Genomic DNA, 15,274 nt, shown 5'->3' on the forward strand with positions numbered 1-15,274 from the left:
GTCTACCAGGGCAGCGCCACGGGCACGCTGTCTCGGTGCTTCGCCTGGTAGTGGGAACGCAGGAATTGCGCCAGGAAGGTGAATTCGTTGTAGCAATGCATGAGCAGGGCGCGGGCGAATGCATCGGGGAAGAGGGCGGCGATCTCTTGCGGGCCGTGGCCGGCGTCCGGCAAGTCCTGGCCCATGTAGAAATGGCTGCGCAAGGTCATGCCCCAGGCCGTGTCGCGGCCCATGTGCAGCAGGCGCCCGCCGATGACGGCGCCGTCCGCGGTGCGGGGTGGCGCATAGCTCATGCCGACCCTGGCGCACACGGCGGCAGAAATGCGGCCCTCGGCCCGCGCCGCCTCGTATTGCCGTCCCTCGAAGAATTCACGGGGATCGCGGAACTGGATGGCCAGCTGTTCGGCCGGCATGCCGCTGAAAAATTCTTCCGCCAGATGGATGGAGCCGACGTGCGTCCCGGCGCTGCCTTCGATCCAGTCGCTGGCCAGGTGGTCGACCGGGTGCCACATCAGGTAGCGCTCCGTGTCGGGCCGCGAGCGGAACCACCATTCAAACATCTCGCCAGTGCAATTTGGCAAGTCGGTGCGGCACGCCACGTGCAGCACGCCGCTGGGCAGCCGTTCGAAGCCCGTTTCCAGCGCCAGGGGAGCGGGGTGCAGCAGGGCGTGGACGTCGTTGAGATCCATGGTCTTACCTTTCAGTGTGGGTGGTGGAAACAGCGGTGGTGCCGGCCGGGCGGCGGCGCAGCAGCGGCGCGGCGGCCACGGCCGCGCCCAGCAGGGCCAGTGCGGCCGTGGCGGCAAACATCGCCGCGTGGCTGCCGGGCAGATACGTCATGAAGGAAGAGAGAAATTGCCCGCCGAAGATGGCCATCGACAGATAGGCGAGGTTGCGGTTGCGGCTGGGCAAGTGGCTGCGTTCGACCGTCATGTGCGTGCACAGGGGTACCGACAGGCCGAAGCCCATCCCCAGCGCCACGGCGCCGGCCAGCAGCATGGGCAGCGCGGCGGCGCCCGCAAACAGCAGGTGTGCCAGCGCATAACAGGCGAAGGCGGCGCCCAGGGTACCGTGTTCATGCAGGCGCCGGACCGCCAGGGGCATCAGCCAGGCGGCCGCCACGGCCACCAGCGACACGAAGGACAGCAAATACCCGGCCCGGTCCTCGCTCCAGCCCAGCTGCTGCAGGCGCAGGGGCAGGATGATGATGGCGGCGAAAAACACCGTCATGGAGAGTGCCGCCAGCGCATGGACGAAGAGCAGGGCGCGCGACGGGCCGGGCGCTGGCGGCGCGCCATCCATGCCGGCATCCCCGGCAGGGGCAAGTGCCGGCACGCAGCGCCAGGCGCATGCCAGCAGCACCCACGAAGCCAGATACAGCAGGAAGGGATAGCGCCAGCCCGCCGTGGCCAGCAGGCCGCCCAGGGCGAGGAACAGCACGCCGCCCAGTTCGATCGTCATGCCTTGCCTGGCGATCATGCGCAGCCTTGCCTGGCCGCTGAACAAGGCCGAGATCAGCCCCGTGCCCGACGCCATCACCAGCGCCGTCGGCGCGCCCAGCAGGAAACGGTTGGCGAACACGGCCAGGTGGCCATGCAAAAACATGCCCGAGACGCCCAGCAAGCCGTACAGGAACAGCCCCGCCAGCAGGCTGCGGTGCAGTCCCAGGCGCTGCATGAGCATGGCGGCGAAGGGGCCGGACAGCACCACGCCCAGCGAGGGCAGCGTGACGAGCCAGCTGGCGGCGTCGGCCACGCCGAGCCGCGCGGCGATGGACGGCAATCCCGGGACCAGCACGCATCCCACCATGATGGTCAGGCTGGCAACGGAAAGGAGCGTGCACGTTGCTGTCTTCGATATACTGCGGCTGGACATGCGCCTCCCCCGGTGCTTACGTTAAAAACCGTTAATCGGAACACTGTTCCGAATGATGGAACAATTATAGGGCCATGTACAATGCCGGTCAATGCCATCACGGCAGCTATCGTCATGCACAATTGGGTAAAGAAATGAGTGAAGAAAACGAAGGCAATAGCGGCAAGCAAGTCATTGCGCGCGCGGCGGCGGTGCTGCGCGCGCTGGAAAACCAGACGGGCGGCCTGAGCCTGGCGCAGATCGCCAAGGGCGCGGACTTGCCGCGCACCACGGTGCACCGCATCGTCGCCGCGCTGGAAGCCCAGCAACTGGTCAGTTCCGGCGCCGGCGGGGTGAAGCTGGGTCCGGCCATCGCGCGTCTGGCGGCGTCGGCGCATACGGACGTGGTGGCGGTCCTGCGGCCGTATGCGGAAGCGTTGGGCCGGCGCACGCGCGAAACGGTGGACGTGTGCGTGTACCGCGGCCTGCATGCGGTGTCGGTGGACCAGTACTGTTCCGACCATGAGCTGCGCGTCGTGTCGGCCGTGGGAACGGCCTACCCGATCCACTGCACCGCGCATGGCAAGGCCTTGCTGGCGCGGATGCCGGAAGACGCGCTGGCCCGGCTGTTCGGCGAACGCCTGGAAGCGCGCACGGACCAGACCATCACGGCGCTTGCGCAACTGCTGCCGCATCTGGAACAGGTACGCGCGCAGGGCTACGCCGTCGATATGGAAGAGCACGCGCCGGGCGTGTGCGGCATCGGCGTGGCCCTGAACACGGGGACGAGCGAGCGCTACGCGCTGTCGCTGGGCGTGCCGGCCCTGCGTTTCCACGCCCAGCGGGAACAGCTGCTGTCGGCGCTATTGCAGTGCAAGGCGGAAGTCGAAGCCGTGCTCGGCGTCAAGCCGTAAGCGCCGATCGGGCGCTTGCGCGCCAGGCTCAGCCCGCTTGCTGCACGTGGTCGCTCCAGAGGATTTCCCTAAAGTTCAGCTTGAACTGACCGGACGGCAGGTCGTCGGGATGGCTTTCCAGCTCGATTTCGCTGACTGACAGATATCACCATCGCCCTCAAGTGAGCGGGGTAAGCCCGGCAGGCTGCGCCCGCTGCCTCACGACTTCTGTATTTGCTGCTGGAAGGTGAGCTCGATGAACTCGTCCGGGCGGCTGATGGCGACCAGGACGGTGACCCGCAAGATGCCTTCCAGGATGTCGTCGGGCGTCATGGTTTCACCCAGGCCGACGTGTACGCTGAAGGCATCGTCCGGTGTGGCGCCCGCCAGGCCGCCGCGCTTCCAGATGCCGGTCAGGAAGTTAAGGGCCATGCTCTTGATCGTGAGCCAGGTGCTGGCCACGTTCGGCTCGAACACATACGCCTTGATCGCCAGGCGCAGCGACTCCTCGAGCATGATCATGGTGCGGCGCACGTTGATGTAGCGCCAGTCGAGGCTGTTGCCGTCGAGGGTGCGCGCGCCCCACACCAGGGTGCCTTCGCCTTCGAAGCTGCGGATGGCGTTGACCGACTTGCCGCTGCTGCTCACGTTGAGGTCTTCCTGGTCCTCGTGCGTGATGTTGACGGCCGGCGCGCTCACTGCCACCAGGCCGATGTTGGCCGGCGCCTTCCACACGCCGCGCGTGTTGTCGGTCATGGTGTACAGGCCTGCCATCGCGGCGCCTGGCGGCAGCAGATTGAGTTGGCCGTGCATGTCCCGCAGTAGCTGCTGGTACAGGGGACTCACGTCGCGCAGTGCACGATCGATGGCGGCGATGCGGCTGGCCTGGCCGTTTTCGGAAGAAGGCGCGATGGCCATTTGCTCGAACAGGGCCGACACTTGCCGCTGCCCGCCGGCGTCCAGCGGCTGCAGCAGCACGTCTTGCAGCGCACCCCACTGGCTACGGCGGATGGGGGTGAAATTGAGTTCCTCCAGCGAAACGACCGTGGCCTGTACCCACGGATAGTAGGCGGCGCCAAAGGCCAGCGAGTCGCTGCCGATAGCATCCCGGAAAGCGGTCACGGGTCCATCCGTCAGCGGCGCCGCCCCATGGTGGATGTCGAGGATGGCGAAGCGGTTCCGCATCTGTTGGCCACAATGCATGAGCATGTGCCTTTGCAGCGCATGGCAGTCGTCCAACGCCAGCAGCATGGCGTCGGGCACGGCCAGCAGCGTCGCGCCCGGCTCCCGCAGCAGCGCATCGATGCCGGCGCACAATGCGCCGATGTCCGGCGTGTCATGATAATCGCCGACGGAGACGATATAACAGGCGCCGCCGCCATTCATGAAGAAGAGCAGTATGCTGTGATACAGCAGGAACCGGCCGGCGGCCTGGCGCAGCGTGCACGACGCGCCAGCCGCGCGGCCCGCCTCCAGCATGAATTCGGGCACGGGCGCGCCGCCGAAGCAGGCTTCAAATTCCGCCATCGAGCTGATGCGCGACGGCTGCTTGCGCAGGGACCGGCCGTCGTGGCTGGCGCTGGCGGTGTAGCCGACAAAGCCCGGCACGGCCGTCGCCACTTCGACGACGGCATTGGGAAACGCGTTTTGTTCCACGATATACATGCCGGGAGTCTTGTATTGCGCCATGTGCATGCTTTCCTGGTTGGTCAGAGGGAGCGGGGCTGCATCGGGTCACGCATCTGGCCACGCATTGGGCCACGCATTGGGCCAGTATAGCCAGTGATAGCACGGGCATGGGCATTTCTCGCTTTACATTTATTTGATAATTCCAGTATTATTGAAATATTGAATATTTATTCGCGCTTTTTCCTGGACCACTGCCCCCATGCTCACCGCCTTCCTGATCTTTCTCGCCACCTTAACCCTCGTCATCTGGCAGCCGCGTGGCCTGGGCATCGGCTGGAGCGCCGTCATCGGCGCCGGCGCGGCGCTGCTGGCCGGCGTGATCCACTGGGGCGACATTCCCGTCGTCTGGCATATCGTGTGGAATGCCACCGGCACGTTTATTGCCGTCATCATCATCAGCCTGCTGCTCGACGCGGCCGGCTTCTTCGAGTGGGCGGCGCTGCACGTGGCGCGCTGGGGCGGCGGCAGCGGGACAAAACTGTTCGTGCTGCTGGTCTTGCTGGGCGCGCTGGTGTCCGCCGTGTTCGCCAACGACGGCGCCGCGCTGATATTGACGCCCATCGTCATCGCCATGCTGCGGGCATTGAAGTTTTCCGCCAAAGCCACCCTGGCCTACGTGATGGCGGCCGGTTTCATCGCCGACACGGCCAGCCTGCCGCTGGTGGTGTCGAATCTGGTCAATATCGTCTCGGCCGACTATTTCAAGATCGGCTTTGCCGAGTACGCGTCCGTGATGGTGCCCGTCAACGTCGTCGCCGTGGGCGCCACCCTGGCGGCCTTGCTGATCTTTTTCCGCCAGGATATCCCGTGCGACTATGACGTGGCGCAGCTGAAGCGCCCGGGCGCCGCCATCCGCGACTTGCCCACCTTCCGCGCCGGCTGGCTGGTGCTGGCGCTGCTGCTGGTAGGATTTTTTTCGCAGGAAGCCCTGGGCGTGCCCATCAGCCTGATCGCGGCCGTGGGCGCCGCGTTGTTGCTGGGCGTGGCGGGCAAGGGCCATGTGATTTCCACGCGCCATGTGCTGCGCCATGCGCCATGGCAAATCGTCGTCTTTTCGCAGGGCATGTATCTGGTCGTGTACGGCTTGCGCAATGCGGGCTTGACGGCTTACCTGACGGAACTGCTGAACCACTGTGCCCAGTACGGCGTGTGGGGCGCGGCCATGGGCACGGGCGTATTGACGGCCTTGTTGTCGTCCGTGATGAACAACCTGCCGACGGTGCTGGTGGGCGCGCTGGCCATCGACCCGACGACGGCGCAGGGCGCCGTGCGCGAGGCGATGATTTACGCCAACGTCATCGGCAGCGACCTGGGCCCGAAGATCACGCCCATCGGCAGCCTGGCTACCTTGCTGTGGCTGCATGTGCTCGACAGCAAGAATATCCACATTTCCTGGGGATATTACTTCCGCGTCGGCATCGTGCTGACCGTGCCCGTGCTGCTGGCGACCCTGGCGGCGCTGGCGCTGCGCCTGTCCTGAGTTCCGTGTATGGTGGTGGCTGACAGCAACTTTAACGGGAAAGCCATGAAATTATTGCTTGTGGGCGCCACCGGCCTCGTGGGTCGCGAAGTGCTGCGCCTGGCGCTGGCCGACGCGCGCGTCAGCCAGATCGTCGCGCCCGTGCGCAAGCCCTTGCCCGCGCATCCCAAACTCGATGCGCCGCTCGTCGATTTCGACCGCTTGCCGCCCGGCGCGCCCTGGTGGCAGATGGATGCCGTCATCTGCACCCTGGGCACGACCATGAAGGTGGCCGGTACGCGGCAGGCGTTCCGGCGCGTGGACCACGACTATCCGCTGGCCGTGGCGCGCCTGGCGCTGGCGGCCGGCACGCGCGCGTACGCGCTCAATTCCGCCGCCGGCGCCAATCCCGGCTCGCGCATCTTCTACAACCGCGTCAAGGGCGAACTGGAACGCGACCTGGAGCAGCTGGGCTTCATGTCGCTCACCTGCGTGCGGCCGGGGCTGATCGGCGGCGAGCGCGACGTGACGCGCGCGGGTGAGGGCGCCGCCTTGCGCCTGCTGCGCGTGCTGGGCCCCGTGCTGCCGCGCCGCTGGCGCATCAATCCCGCGCCGCGCATCGCCGCCGCCCTGCTGGAAGCGGCGCTGGCCGCCGCGCCGGGCGTGCACGTCGTCGGGTCGGAACAGCTGGCCTGAACGCGCACCCCTTATAATCGGCGTTCATGTTCTTTTGAGTACGCAAAATGCAAACAGTACGTCCTTACCGGGCCGGCGACCGCGACGCCTGCCTGGCCCTTTTCGACGGCAATACGCCGCGCTTTTTCGACCCGTCCGAGCGCGCGGCCTTCGTCGCCTGGCTGGAAGCATCAACACAGCCGTATCTGGTCATCGAACGTGCGGTCGAGGGAACAACGCGCATCGTCGCCTGCGGCGGCCATGCCATCGAGGCGGGCGGCATGGTCGCCAGCCTGTGCTGGGGCATGGTGGCGCAGGACGTGCACGACCAGGGACTGGGCCGCGCGCTGACGCAGGCGCGCCTGGATGCGATACGCGCCGTGCCGCAAGTGGCCAGGGTGAGCATGAACACCAGCCAGCACACGCAGGGATTTTATGCGCGCTTCGGCTTCGTGCTGGTCAAGGTGACGCCGGATGGCTTCGGACCCGGCATCGACCAGTGGGACATGATGTTGCAACTGCCGGCGCGTGGGGCGCACCGATGAGCGCCGCCAGGCACGGAGGCCACCATGGCGGATGACCGCCACCCGACGGCGCCGCTCGTCATCGTCGCCAGCAACGGCACCGGCGGCGACATGCAACCATTTATCGCGCTGGCGCAGGGCTTGCGGCAACGGGGGCGGCGCGTGCTGCTGCTGGTGCCGGGCTGGCAGGAAGCGGCTGCGCAGGCGTCAAGGCTGCCGTATCGCACCTTCGGCACGCAGGAAGAGGGGCAGGCCATGCTGGGCGACCCGGGCCTGTGGGATGAGCGCAAGGGCTGGGGCGTCGTGTGGCGCGGCCTCGTGCCGTACCTGGGCGCCGTGCGCGACGTCGTGCAAGGCTTGCCGGACGGTGAAGAGTGCGTGGTGCTGTGCCATCCCTTCCTCGTGCCGATGGCCGCCCTGGCACGCTCGGTACGCCCGGACCTGCGCATCGTCGCGGCCTATCTGGCGCCATCGAACCTGTGCAGCAGCCATGATTTCCTGGCGGCCGGCTCGCTGCGCATTCCCGCCTGGGTGCCGCTCGCCTGGCGCCAGGCCCTGTGGCGGATGATCCACCGCGGCATGGTCGACCCGGTGCTGCTGCCTGGCCTGAACGGCGCGCGCGCGCAGCACGGACTGCCGCCCGAAGCGCATTTTTTCGCGCACATGCTGGCCGCGCCCGATGCCTCGCTGGGGCTGTTTCCCGCCTGGTTCGCCGCCCCGCAGGCGGACTGGCCGCCGCATTTCGTGCAAGCCGGTTTCTCCGGCGCCGCCCCGCATGGCGCCGCGGCGCTGCCGCCGGAGCTGGAACGCTTTCTGGGCGAGGGCGAGCCGCCCATCGTCTTTACGCCCGGGACCGGGCACCAGCACGCGCAGCGCTATTTCAGCATCGCCCTGGACGTGTTGCGGCGGCTGGGGCGGCGCGGCTTGTTCCTCACGTCCCATGCGGCGCAGCTGCCGCAGCACTTGCCCCCCAGTGTCATGTGGCAGGCGTACGCGCCGTTCGCGGCCCTGCTGCCGCGCGTGGCGGCCGTGGTGCACCATGGCGGCATCGGCACCAGCGCGGATGCCTTCCGCGCGGGCATCCCGCAACTGATCGTGCCGTTCGCCTACGACCAGTTCGACAATGGCTGGCGGATCAAACGGCTCGGGGTAGGCGATGTCTTGCTGGCCAGGCGTCTGTCGGCCGGGCGCATGCGGCGCCAGCTGGCGCGTTTGCTGGCCGCGCCCGAGGTTCAATTGGCGTGCGGCGAGGTGGCCCGCCGGATGGGGCAGGGGCCGCAGCCGGCGCACCTGCTCGATCAGGTCGAAGCGGCGCTGGCCGCCCGGACTGCTTAGGGCGTGTTGTGCGGCGTATCGTCGAGGGCGATGACGCGGTCGTTCGGGCCGGGCACGCAGCCGTCGGCGACCGGTTCCCAGCCCCGGTGCACCACCACCTGTTTGCCGTCGTGGCAGATTTCCACGCGCTCGCTGGCGGGCAGGCGCTGGCGCGCGAACGCTTCCAGGCTGGCCGGCAGGCTCACTGCCAGCCGCATCGTGCCGATGGCTTCGGGCGGATGGTCGTCCATGTGCACCAGGGGCACGAAGATGGAACCGAGCATCAGCCAGCGGGCGCCCACGTCGACGGCGGCGGGGTTGTAAGGCGCGGCGCGCAGCCAGTCCTGGGCCCGCGCGCGCAAGTCGCTGCCCGCGGCCAGCTCCCCCCAGGCGGCGGCCAGCATTTCCGCCACCCACTGATTGCAGTTCTGGTATTTCAAATTGAAAGCGTACGCATTGGCGCTGTAGCGGCCCGCCAGCAGCTCTTGCACGCGCACGGGGTCGAGCAGGGCGCGGCGCAGGGGCGGCACGGTTTCGGCCGGCAGTTTCACCAGCGAGATGTAGCCGAGCGATGGATTGGCCGTGCCCATGGCGAAACCTGCCGTGCCCTGGTCGAAGATGCGCGGACGGCCTTCGTCGCAGGCGTAGTACAGCTGGCGCGCGGACCAGCCGCTGTCGTTGTCGTGGCGCCAGGCCAGCGCCGCGTGCGAATAGCGGATGCCGAAGCGCGCCAGGTTCAGGCCGGAACGGCTGATGAGGGCCACGCTGCCTTCGCTGGCGGCCAGTTCCTCGCGCACGACGGCGGCAAAGCGCAGCAGCCGGTCCTGTTCCGTGGCCGTGAGTTCCTGCGCGCGGTCGCAAAAGCGCGACGAGGCCAGCGAGGTACCCGCCTGGGCGGCGCCAGCGCTGAAGATGGCGCAAACGCCCAGCAGCAGTGCCGGGCGGTGCGGGAGAAAACGAATCAAAGGCTGACGGGACGCGTGGCCAGTTCGCCGTACCAGTCGTCGGCCAGCACGAGGAAGAAGGCGGCGCGCGTGTCGTTGCGCGAAAATTCGATGCCGTAGGCGCGGTTTTGCGCATGCACCATGTCGCCTTGCGCCAGCTGCTGTTTGTCGAGCGCCGCCTGCGGCAAGTCCAGCACCAGCGGCGTGGCCGTGGCCTCGGCCTGCATGGTCAAACGCGTCATGCCGTCGCGGCCCGGCACGGCGGCCACGTCGATGATGCGGTAGGGGCCATTGGCCACCTTGTTGTCGCGCGAGGAGCTGTTGCTCGAACCGTTGAGCGAATCGGATATGCTGCCGCTCGACTGGGAGCCGGCGCTGGAGGCCGAGGAAACGAAACTGTCGGCGTTGGCGTTGCACGCCATGGTCAGAGCTGCGGCCAGGCCGAGCATGCGTAGGGAGGTAGTCAAGGCAGTTTTCCAGTGCACATCAATGAAAGCGGGCCGGGTCCGTCCGGGCCTGCGCCATCATAGCAGATCGGCCGTCAGCTGAGCAGCACCTTGATCAGGGCCTTCGCTTCGGCCGACGGCTGCGTGCGCAGCGCCTGCAGCACGGGGTCGTGCTCCAGGTAGGCCTGCAGCGGCGCGCTGATGGTGACGTAAGCCTGCGGCAGCGGCGAAGGCACGGGCGCCAGCGCCTTGGCCAGCAGCAGGGTGTCGCGCAAGCCTTCGGGCGGCAACATGATGGTCGAGCCGGGCAAGGCGTTGACGGCATCGGCCACCGACAGCGGCACGCCCAGCTGGCGCATCAGCGCGCGGCCGATCACTTCCAGCGTGGAGGCCATCTGCGTTTCCAGCTCGGCGTACAGGCCCGGGGTCTTGTCGGCCTGGGCCAGCAAATAAAATCCGGCTACTTCATGCACGATACCGGCGAACAGCGCCGTATCGGCATCCGTCTGCGTGACGGCGCCTGCCAGCGCATGCGCCAGCGCCGCCACATGCACGGTGTGCGCCCACAGCTGGGTGGCGCGGGCGCGCAAGGCTTCGTCGCGGATGCCCGCGTTCAGCTGGCGGATGACGGCCGCCGTCGCCAGCGCATACAGGTTGCGGTGGCCCAGCCGCTCGACGGCGGCGCGCACACTGGTGATGGCGGGCGTGTGGCCGGACGCGAACATGGCCGAATTGGCCAGCGCCACGGCGCGCGCCGACAAGGTGGGTTCGCACAGCAGCAGCCGGCTGATGTCGGCCGAGTGGCAATCCGGGTTGGCCAGTTCCTTTTGCAGGAGCAGGGCCGTGTTGATACTGGTGGGAAAGGCCAGGGTTTCCGTTTCGGCGCTGGCCAAAAGTTGCGCAAGGCTGCTGAGCGTGTTGACGTGCATGGATAAGAGGGAGCGAGAAGTAGCAATGTCCCCATATTATCAGGCAATCCGGCTGGCATGGCGTTCGCATGCCCAACCGGCCATGCCCGCCATCGGGAGCTGCGTTCCAGCGCCTTATGGCAGCAGCAAGGAGTGCTGGCTGGCCGTATGGAAATCGCGCCACACGCGGTTGATGGCGCTGTCTTCGCGGGCCGCGTACAGGCCGCAGTACGGATACAGGCCGTCGACTGCCGCGCGGCACGCGGCGACCAGGGCCAGCGCACGCTCTTGCACGGCCTGCATGACGTCCGCGTCGAGCGTTGCGCCGGCGGCCACCGTTGCCCAGCTGTCATCGAGCACGGCATAAAAGCGCGCGCGGGCGGCGATGAATGCGTCTTGCTTGTCTTGCAACATGGATAATACTTCCGGCACCTCCAGCAGCGGCAGGCCGGCGCGCGCGTGGCGGCGGTGGCGCATGCATTCTTCGGCCAATTCCATGAAATGCGCGGCCATGCCGGCCACGTTGGCGGCCAGGGTCACGTAGGCGAGCGAATAAAACGGGTAGCGGTACAGGGGGCCGTCGGCCGTCGCGGCCGCGGGACTGATGGTAAAACCGTGTTCCTTGCCGAGCCACTGGCCGTCGATGCGGTAGCTGTGCGAGGCGCTGGCGCGCATGCCGATGCTGTTCCACGAGGGCACCAGCCGCACCAGCGCGGCGGGCACGAGAAAGGCGCGGATGCGCGGCTGGCCTTGTTCGTCGAGCAGGGGCTGGCCAGCGCGCCGCAGCCGGGCGTTCAGGGTGAAGTGGGTGGCCATGGGCGCGCCGCTGGCGTAGTCCCAGCTGCCCGTGATGCGGTAGCCGTCGCCTTCTTCCTCCGCGTATCCGGTGGCCGCGCCGCTGCCGCCCAGGCAGGCGCGCGGCGTGCCGATGATGGCGCGCGCCATGTCGGGCGCCAGAAAGCCCGCGAACCAGCCGGCGCCCGCGCACAGGGTCAGCACCCAGCCCATGCTGCCGTCGACGGCGGCCACGGCTTCTTCCAGGCGCACCACTTGCGGCAGGGGCAGTTCGGCGCCGCCCGCGCTGCGCGGCGCCAGCATCGTCAGCCAGCCGCGCCGGTGCAGCAAGGCTTGCTGCACTGGGTGCAGAAAGCGGGCGGCGTCGGCCGCCTGGGCGTGGCGCGCGATGCGCCGGGCGTCGCGCCCGGAAAGGGCAGCAAGGGTAGCGAAGGCAGCGTGCGGCATGGGCAAAGTCCGGCAATGGCGAAGGCGGGCATTTTCGCACAGAGCCGGGCGTGCCGCGACACGGCCGTTCAAGCGGCCTTGCTCAATCCTTCCGCTTCCCAAGCAGCCTTGACGCTGTCGCGCTGGGACACTCGGCCCAGGAAGGCTTGCAGATTTGCCAGCGCGGACAAGTCCACGCCCACGTTCGGCGCCCAGCCCGTGATGACGAACAGGTAGGCGTCGGCTACCGTGAACGTGTCGCCGGTCAGATAGGACCGGCCTTCCAGGCGGCTGTCCACCCACTTGAATTTCTTGCCCAATTGCTCGATGAACAAGGCCTTGGTGGCGGCATCGAAGCGGGGATCGAACAGGGGACTGAACGATTTGTGCAGCTCGGACGTGATGTAGTTCTGCCATTCCAGCACCTGGTAGCGGGCAAAGCTGCCCACGGGCGGCAGCAGGTCCTGCCTGCCGGCCTGTTCGGCGATGTACTGGGCGATGACGGGGCCTTCGCTCAAGGTCGTCCCATCGTCGAGCGCCAGCAGCGGCACCTGGCCTTTCGGGTTGAGTTCATAGTAATTGCCGCCTTCCTGCGTGCGGTGCTGGCCCAGGTCGACCTTGGCCAGGGTGAATGGCATGCCCGTTTCGCGCAAAATAATGTGCGGTGCTTGCGAGCAGGCGCCCGGCGAGTAAAAGAGTTTCATGGCGATCCTATCCTCGAACAGGTTGGGAAGACGCCACTATAGTCCTGCGGGAGCCGCCGGTAAATGCGTGTTCGTGCGGTGGCTGGTCATGCCCGGCGAACGATTGCGCTGGCTCAAAGCCCGGGATAGCGCAAGGGGGCAAGCAGCAAGAAAAACGCGTGCGCCATGCTGCTGGTGCGGATGGCTCACGCGCGCCCGCCGAGGCTGCCTCCGCCATCCACTGCCAAGACTTGGCCTGTCACGTAACTGGCTTGCTCCGATAGCAGGAAGCCGGCGGCGGCAGCGACTTCATCCGGCTGTCCCAGGCGCCGCATCGGTATCGTGGCAAGCACCTGGCGTTCCATTTCGCTGCCGACGGGGCGCGTCTTGCGGAACAGCGCCGTTTCCACGGGGCCTGGGGCGATTGCATTGACCGTCACGCCGTGCTGGGCCAACTCCAGCGCCCAGGTTCTCGTGCAGCCGACCAGGGCGCTTTTGGCGGCGGAATAGGCGGTGCGGTCCGCGCTGCCGTAGACTGCGCGGCTGCAGATATTCACGATGCGGCCATAGCGGCGCTGCTTCATCGCATCCACGAACTGCTGTGTCACCTGGATGGCGGCGCGCACGTTCAGGTCGAACACGCTCTGCAAGGTGGCAAAGTCGATTTGACCCAGCGGCTGGGGCGAGGCAATGCCCGCATTGTTGACGATGCCATCGATATCAAACTGTTTTTCCAGCGCCTTGAGAACCTGCGCCGTCTGCGCCAGATCGGCCAGATCGCAGGCCACCAAGGTGCCCGGAAAGTCGACGCCCGCAACGTGCCGCGCGATGCCGATCACCCGATGGCCTTGCTGATGCAGCAGGGTGCAGATGGCATGGCCGATGCCGCGTGTCGCGCCGGTGACGAGGAAAGTACGAGATGTCATGGGGAGGAGGTCCTTTGGCCTGAAAATGCCCAGCTGCGAAGGCTACACTTTTTTGCAAAGTCACGTCGCCGCAGCGGCTGACCATTCGCGCAGCAATTGTCCGAACGCTTCGGCGGCCGCCGTGGCGCCGGCGTGGCCCAGCTTGCGCTCGCGCAAGGCTTTGGTGCCGTGATGCTGTACGGCGGCATGGCCGCCTGCCTGTTCGCCGCGGCCAGCTGGCTGGTGTTTGGCGCCGGGAGGGAAGGTGCGTCAAGGGCGGGAAGGCTATAATCGGGGCACGTTGGCAAGTGTTGCTCAACGTCATTACGAGGCCGCCCATGCATAAACTGATTTCCGAACTCACCCGCCTGTATCTGTTCGAGGAACAGCAGCACTACGTCGATGCGCAGGGCGGCGTCCAGCCTTTGACGCCGGCCGTGCTGGCGCGCCACCTGTCGGGCGAGCAGACGGTGGCCGTGCAACTCGTGACCGAGAGTGGCCTGGCGCGCGCGCTGGTGCTGGAGTTTGGCGGCAAGGGCGGCGGCGAGGCACACTGGAGCGCGCTGTGCGTGATCGCCAATGCCGTGCAGCACGAGCTGGACTTGCCTGCGCCCGCCGTCAGCATCTCGGGCACGGCCTTCCAGTTATGGCTGTCTCTGGCCACGCCCGTGCCCGTTGCCCAGGCGCGCCAGTTCGTGCAGCTGCTGCGCTCGACCTTTTTGCCTGCTTCGACCGACATCCTCGCCGTCGCGCCGCCAGACTACGTGGAACAGGTGACGCTGCCGCCCGCCTTGCAGCCGTCGGGCAAGTGGGCCGCCTTCATTCATCCCAGCATGGGCGCCGCCTTCGTCGACGAGCCGGGCCTGGACATGCCGCCGCCGCCCGCCGCCCAGCTGGGTTTCCTGGAAAGCTTGCGCAGCATCACTCCGGCACAATTCGCGCAGGCGCTGGCCAAGCTGCAGGGACACGCGGGGCTGGCTGATGCCGTGCCCGCTCTCGCGCCCGTTGCCGCGCCATTACCGGCGGTAAAGCCCGTTACGCAGCCAGGCTTGCTGCTGCAGGACGCCACACTGGAGGACATCGTGCGCTGGCTGCATGCGCGTAACATCGAGCCGACGTTCCGGCACAGGTTGCCGTAGAGGGGCTTTCCCTGATTGCAGGCTAGGTTGGACACCCAGGAGGCAATATGACAGTCAAGCGCATGGACAACGTCGGCATCGTCGTGGAAGACATCGATGCCGCCATTGAATTCTTCACCGAACTTGGTCTCGTTCTCGAAGGGCGCGCCCCAATTGAAGGCGACTGGGCCGATGGCGTCACCGGTCTGCGCGGCATGCGCGTGGAGATTGCCATGATGCGTACGCCGGACGGTCACAGCCGTCTCGAGTTATCCCGTTTCCTCGCGCCGGCCGTGGTCGCCGATCACCGCGACGCCCCAGTGAACGCTCTCGGTTACCTGCGTATCATGTTTACCGTCGAGGATATCGACGATACGCTCGTCCGGCTCGTCCAGCGCGGCGCGAAGCTGGTCGGCGAAGTAGTCCGGTACGAGCACATGTATCGGCTCTGCTACATCCGTGGTCCCGAAGGCATCCTCATCGGACTTGCCGAACAGCTCCCGCGGCAGACGTCCTGAGGGAAGCCGCCGGACGTTGAAAACCAAAGGCTCGCCGTCCAATCCCTTGCTGAGGCAGGCCTGCGCGAAACACCGTGGCGGGAAATTGCTGCCGCATCGCTGCATATCGGCCGGCGCCTTCTG

17 protein-coding genes are annotated in these 15,274 nt (G+C 67.1%); 8 read left to right on the top strand and 9 right to left on the bottom strand.

Annotated elements, in window-relative coordinates; translation table 11 throughout:
• Positions 1–2 precede the first annotated feature (2 nt).
• Complete coding sequence (locus tag AC3RCG_RS13470; RefSeq protein WP_492401662.1) at positions 3–689, bottom strand: DAPG hydrolase family protein; 687 nt, start codon at positions 687–689, stop codon at positions 3–5.
• Positions 690–693: 4 nt separating this feature from the next.
• Complete coding sequence (locus AC3RCG_RS13475) at positions 694–1,875, bottom strand: MFS transporter (RefSeq protein WP_492401661.1); 1,182 nt, start codon at positions 1,873–1,875, stop codon at positions 694–696.
• 134 nt (positions 1,876–2,009) lie between these two features.
• Between AC3RCG_RS13475 and AC3RCG_RS13480 the strand changes: the two genes are divergently transcribed.
• Positions 2,010–2,768, top strand: a complete 759-nt coding sequence (locus tag AC3RCG_RS13480) for an IclR family transcriptional regulator (RefSeq protein WP_070312871.1) — start codon at positions 2,010–2,012, stop codon at positions 2,766–2,768.
• Between the two features lie 198 nt (positions 2,769–2,966).
• Here AC3RCG_RS13480 and AC3RCG_RS13485 read toward each other — a convergent pair whose 3' ends face one another.
• Complete coding sequence (locus tag AC3RCG_RS13485) at positions 2,967–4,442, bottom strand: phage tail sheath family protein (RefSeq protein ID WP_492401660.1); 1,476 nt, start codon at positions 4,440–4,442, stop codon at positions 2,967–2,969.
• A gap of 193 nt (positions 4,443–4,635) precedes the next feature.
• Here AC3RCG_RS13485 and AC3RCG_RS13490 point away from each other — a divergent pair, with 193 nt between their 5' ends.
• From AC3RCG_RS13490 to AC3RCG_RS13505, 4 genes are read left to right on the top strand one after another with little or no spacing between them, the layout of a single operon-like run.
• Complete coding sequence (locus AC3RCG_RS13490) at positions 4,636–5,916, top strand: arsenic transporter (protein WP_492401659.1); 1,281 nt, start codon at positions 4,636–4,638, stop codon at positions 5,914–5,916.
• Positions 5,917–5,961: 45 nt separating this feature from the next.
• Complete coding sequence (locus AC3RCG_RS13495; RefSeq protein ID WP_492401658.1) at positions 5,962–6,591, top strand: Rossmann-fold NAD(P)-binding domain-containing protein; 630 nt, start codon at positions 5,962–5,964, stop codon at positions 6,589–6,591.
• 47 nt (positions 6,592–6,638) lie between these two features.
• Positions 6,639–7,115: a GNAT family N-acetyltransferase gene (locus AC3RCG_RS13500; RefSeq protein WP_492401657.1), complete on the top strand. Its 477-nt coding sequence runs from the start codon at positions 6,639–6,641 to the stop codon at positions 7,113–7,115.
• Between the two features lie 24 nt (positions 7,116–7,139).
• Positions 7,140–8,429: a glycosyltransferase gene (locus AC3RCG_RS13505; RefSeq protein ID WP_492401656.1), complete on the top strand. Its 1,290-nt coding sequence runs from the start codon at positions 7,140–7,142 to the stop codon at positions 8,427–8,429.
• Here the strand turns inward: AC3RCG_RS13505 and AC3RCG_RS13510 are convergent.
• From AC3RCG_RS13510 to AC3RCG_RS13535, 6 genes are all read right to left on the bottom strand, one after another.
• A complete protein-coding gene (locus AC3RCG_RS13510) occupies positions 8,426–9,373 on the bottom strand; it encodes a DUF2145 domain-containing protein (RefSeq protein ID WP_492401654.1) in 948 nt (315 codons plus the stop codon). The two genes, AC3RCG_RS13505 and AC3RCG_RS13510, sit on opposite strands and share 4 nt — an antisense overlap.
• Positions 9,370–9,801, bottom strand: coding sequence for a hypothetical protein (locus AC3RCG_RS13515; protein WP_070224319.1), 432 nt, complete (start codon positions 9,799–9,801; stop codon positions 9,370–9,372). Before AC3RCG_RS13515 ends, AC3RCG_RS13510 begins: the two co-directional genes overlap by 4 nt.
• A gap of 92 nt (positions 9,802–9,893) precedes the next feature.
• On the bottom strand, positions 9,894–10,691 hold the full coding sequence (locus AC3RCG_RS13520) for an HDOD domain-containing protein (RefSeq protein ID WP_227741955.1): 798 nt from the start codon (positions 10,689–10,691) through the stop codon (positions 9,894–9,896).
• Positions 10,692–10,841: 150 nt separating this feature from the next.
• Positions 10,842–11,948: an acyl-CoA dehydrogenase family protein gene (locus tag AC3RCG_RS13525; RefSeq protein WP_492401653.1), complete on the bottom strand. Its 1,107-nt coding sequence runs from the start codon at positions 11,946–11,948 to the stop codon at positions 10,842–10,844.
• Between the two features lie 68 nt (positions 11,949–12,016).
• Entirely contained in the window at positions 12,017–12,631 is a 615-nt protein-coding gene (gstA, locus tag AC3RCG_RS13530; protein ID WP_121669246.1) for a glutathione transferase GstA, read from the bottom strand.
• Between the two features lie 185 nt (positions 12,632–12,816).
• Positions 12,817–13,536 (bottom strand): SDR family oxidoreductase, encoded by a 720-nt coding sequence (locus AC3RCG_RS13535; protein WP_492401652.1) that lies wholly within the window; start codon positions 13,534–13,536, stop codon positions 12,817–12,819.
• A 96-nt stretch (positions 13,537–13,632) separates the two neighbouring features.
• Here AC3RCG_RS13535 and AC3RCG_RS13540 point away from each other — a divergent pair, with 96 nt between their 5' ends.
• Genes AC3RCG_RS13540 through AC3RCG_RS13550 form a run of 3 tightly spaced genes read left to right on the top strand, consistent with a single transcriptional unit; the run spans position 13,633 to position 15,151 of the window.
• The gene (locus AC3RCG_RS13540) at positions 13,633–13,806 is read left to right on the top strand and encodes a hypothetical protein (RefSeq protein ID WP_492401650.1); all 174 of its coding nucleotides are present in this window, start codon (positions 13,633–13,635) and stop codon (positions 13,804–13,806) included.
• 47 nt (positions 13,807–13,853) lie between these two features.
• Entirely contained in the window at positions 13,854–14,654 is an 801-nt protein-coding gene (locus AC3RCG_RS13545; RefSeq protein ID WP_492401649.1) for a TOTE conflict system archaeo-eukaryotic primase domain-containing protein, read from the top strand.
• A gap of 47 nt (positions 14,655–14,701) precedes the next feature.
• The gene (locus AC3RCG_RS13550) at positions 14,702–15,151 is read left to right on the top strand and encodes a VOC family protein (RefSeq protein ID WP_492401648.1); all 450 of its coding nucleotides are present in this window, start codon (positions 14,702–14,704) and stop codon (positions 15,149–15,151) included.
• The last annotated feature ends 123 nt before the right edge of the window (positions 15,152–15,274 follow it).

The organism is Janthinobacterium sp. GW823-FHT01H08 (assembly GCF_058797855.1).

Bases quoted from the DNA above. Each gene is read 5' to 3' on its own strand.
- AC3RCG_RS13470 (WP_492401662.1), bottom strand. From the start codon at position 689: ATGGATCTCAACGACGTCCACGCCCTGCTGCACCCCGCTCCCCTGGCG.
- AC3RCG_RS13475 (WP_492401661.1), bottom strand. From the start codon at position 1,875: ATGTCCAGCCGCAGTATATCGAAGACAGCAACGTGCACGCTCCTTTCC.
- AC3RCG_RS13480 (WP_070312871.1), top strand. From the start codon at position 2,010: ATGAGTGAAGAAAACGAAGGCAATAGCGGCAAGCAAGTCATTGCGCGC.
- AC3RCG_RS13485 (WP_492401660.1), bottom strand. From the start codon at position 4,442: ATGCACATGGCGCAATACAAGACTCCCGGCATGTATATCGTGGAACAA.
- AC3RCG_RS13490 (WP_492401659.1), top strand. From the start codon at position 4,636: ATGCTCACCGCCTTCCTGATCTTTCTCGCCACCTTAACCCTCGTCATC.
- AC3RCG_RS13495 (WP_492401658.1), top strand. From the start codon at position 5,962: ATGAAATTATTGCTTGTGGGCGCCACCGGCCTCGTGGGTCGCGAAGTG.
- AC3RCG_RS13500 (WP_492401657.1), top strand. From the start codon at position 6,639: ATGCAAACAGTACGTCCTTACCGGGCCGGCGACCGCGACGCCTGCCTG.
- AC3RCG_RS13505 (WP_492401656.1), top strand. From the start codon at position 7,140: ATGGCGGATGACCGCCACCCGACGGCGCCGCTCGTCATCGTCGCCAGC.
- AC3RCG_RS13515 (WP_070224319.1), bottom strand. From the start codon at position 9,801: ATGCTCGGCCTGGCCGCAGCTCTGACCATGGCGTGCAACGCCAACGCC.
- AC3RCG_RS13525 (WP_492401653.1), bottom strand. From the start codon at position 11,948: ATGCCGCACGCTGCCTTCGCTACCCTTGCTGCCCTTTCCGGGCGCGAC.
- gstA (WP_121669246.1), bottom strand. From the start codon at position 12,631: ATGAAACTCTTTTACTCGCCGGGCGCCTGCTCGCAAGCACCGCACATT.
- AC3RCG_RS13535 (WP_492401652.1), bottom strand. From the start codon at position 13,536: ATGACATCTCGTACTTTCCTCGTCACCGGCGCGACACGCGGCATCGGC.
- AC3RCG_RS13545 (WP_492401649.1), top strand. From the start codon at position 13,854: ATGCATAAACTGATTTCCGAACTCACCCGCCTGTATCTGTTCGAGGAA.
- AC3RCG_RS13550 (WP_492401648.1), top strand. From the start codon at position 14,702: ATGACAGTCAAGCGCATGGACAACGTCGGCATCGTCGTGGAAGACATC.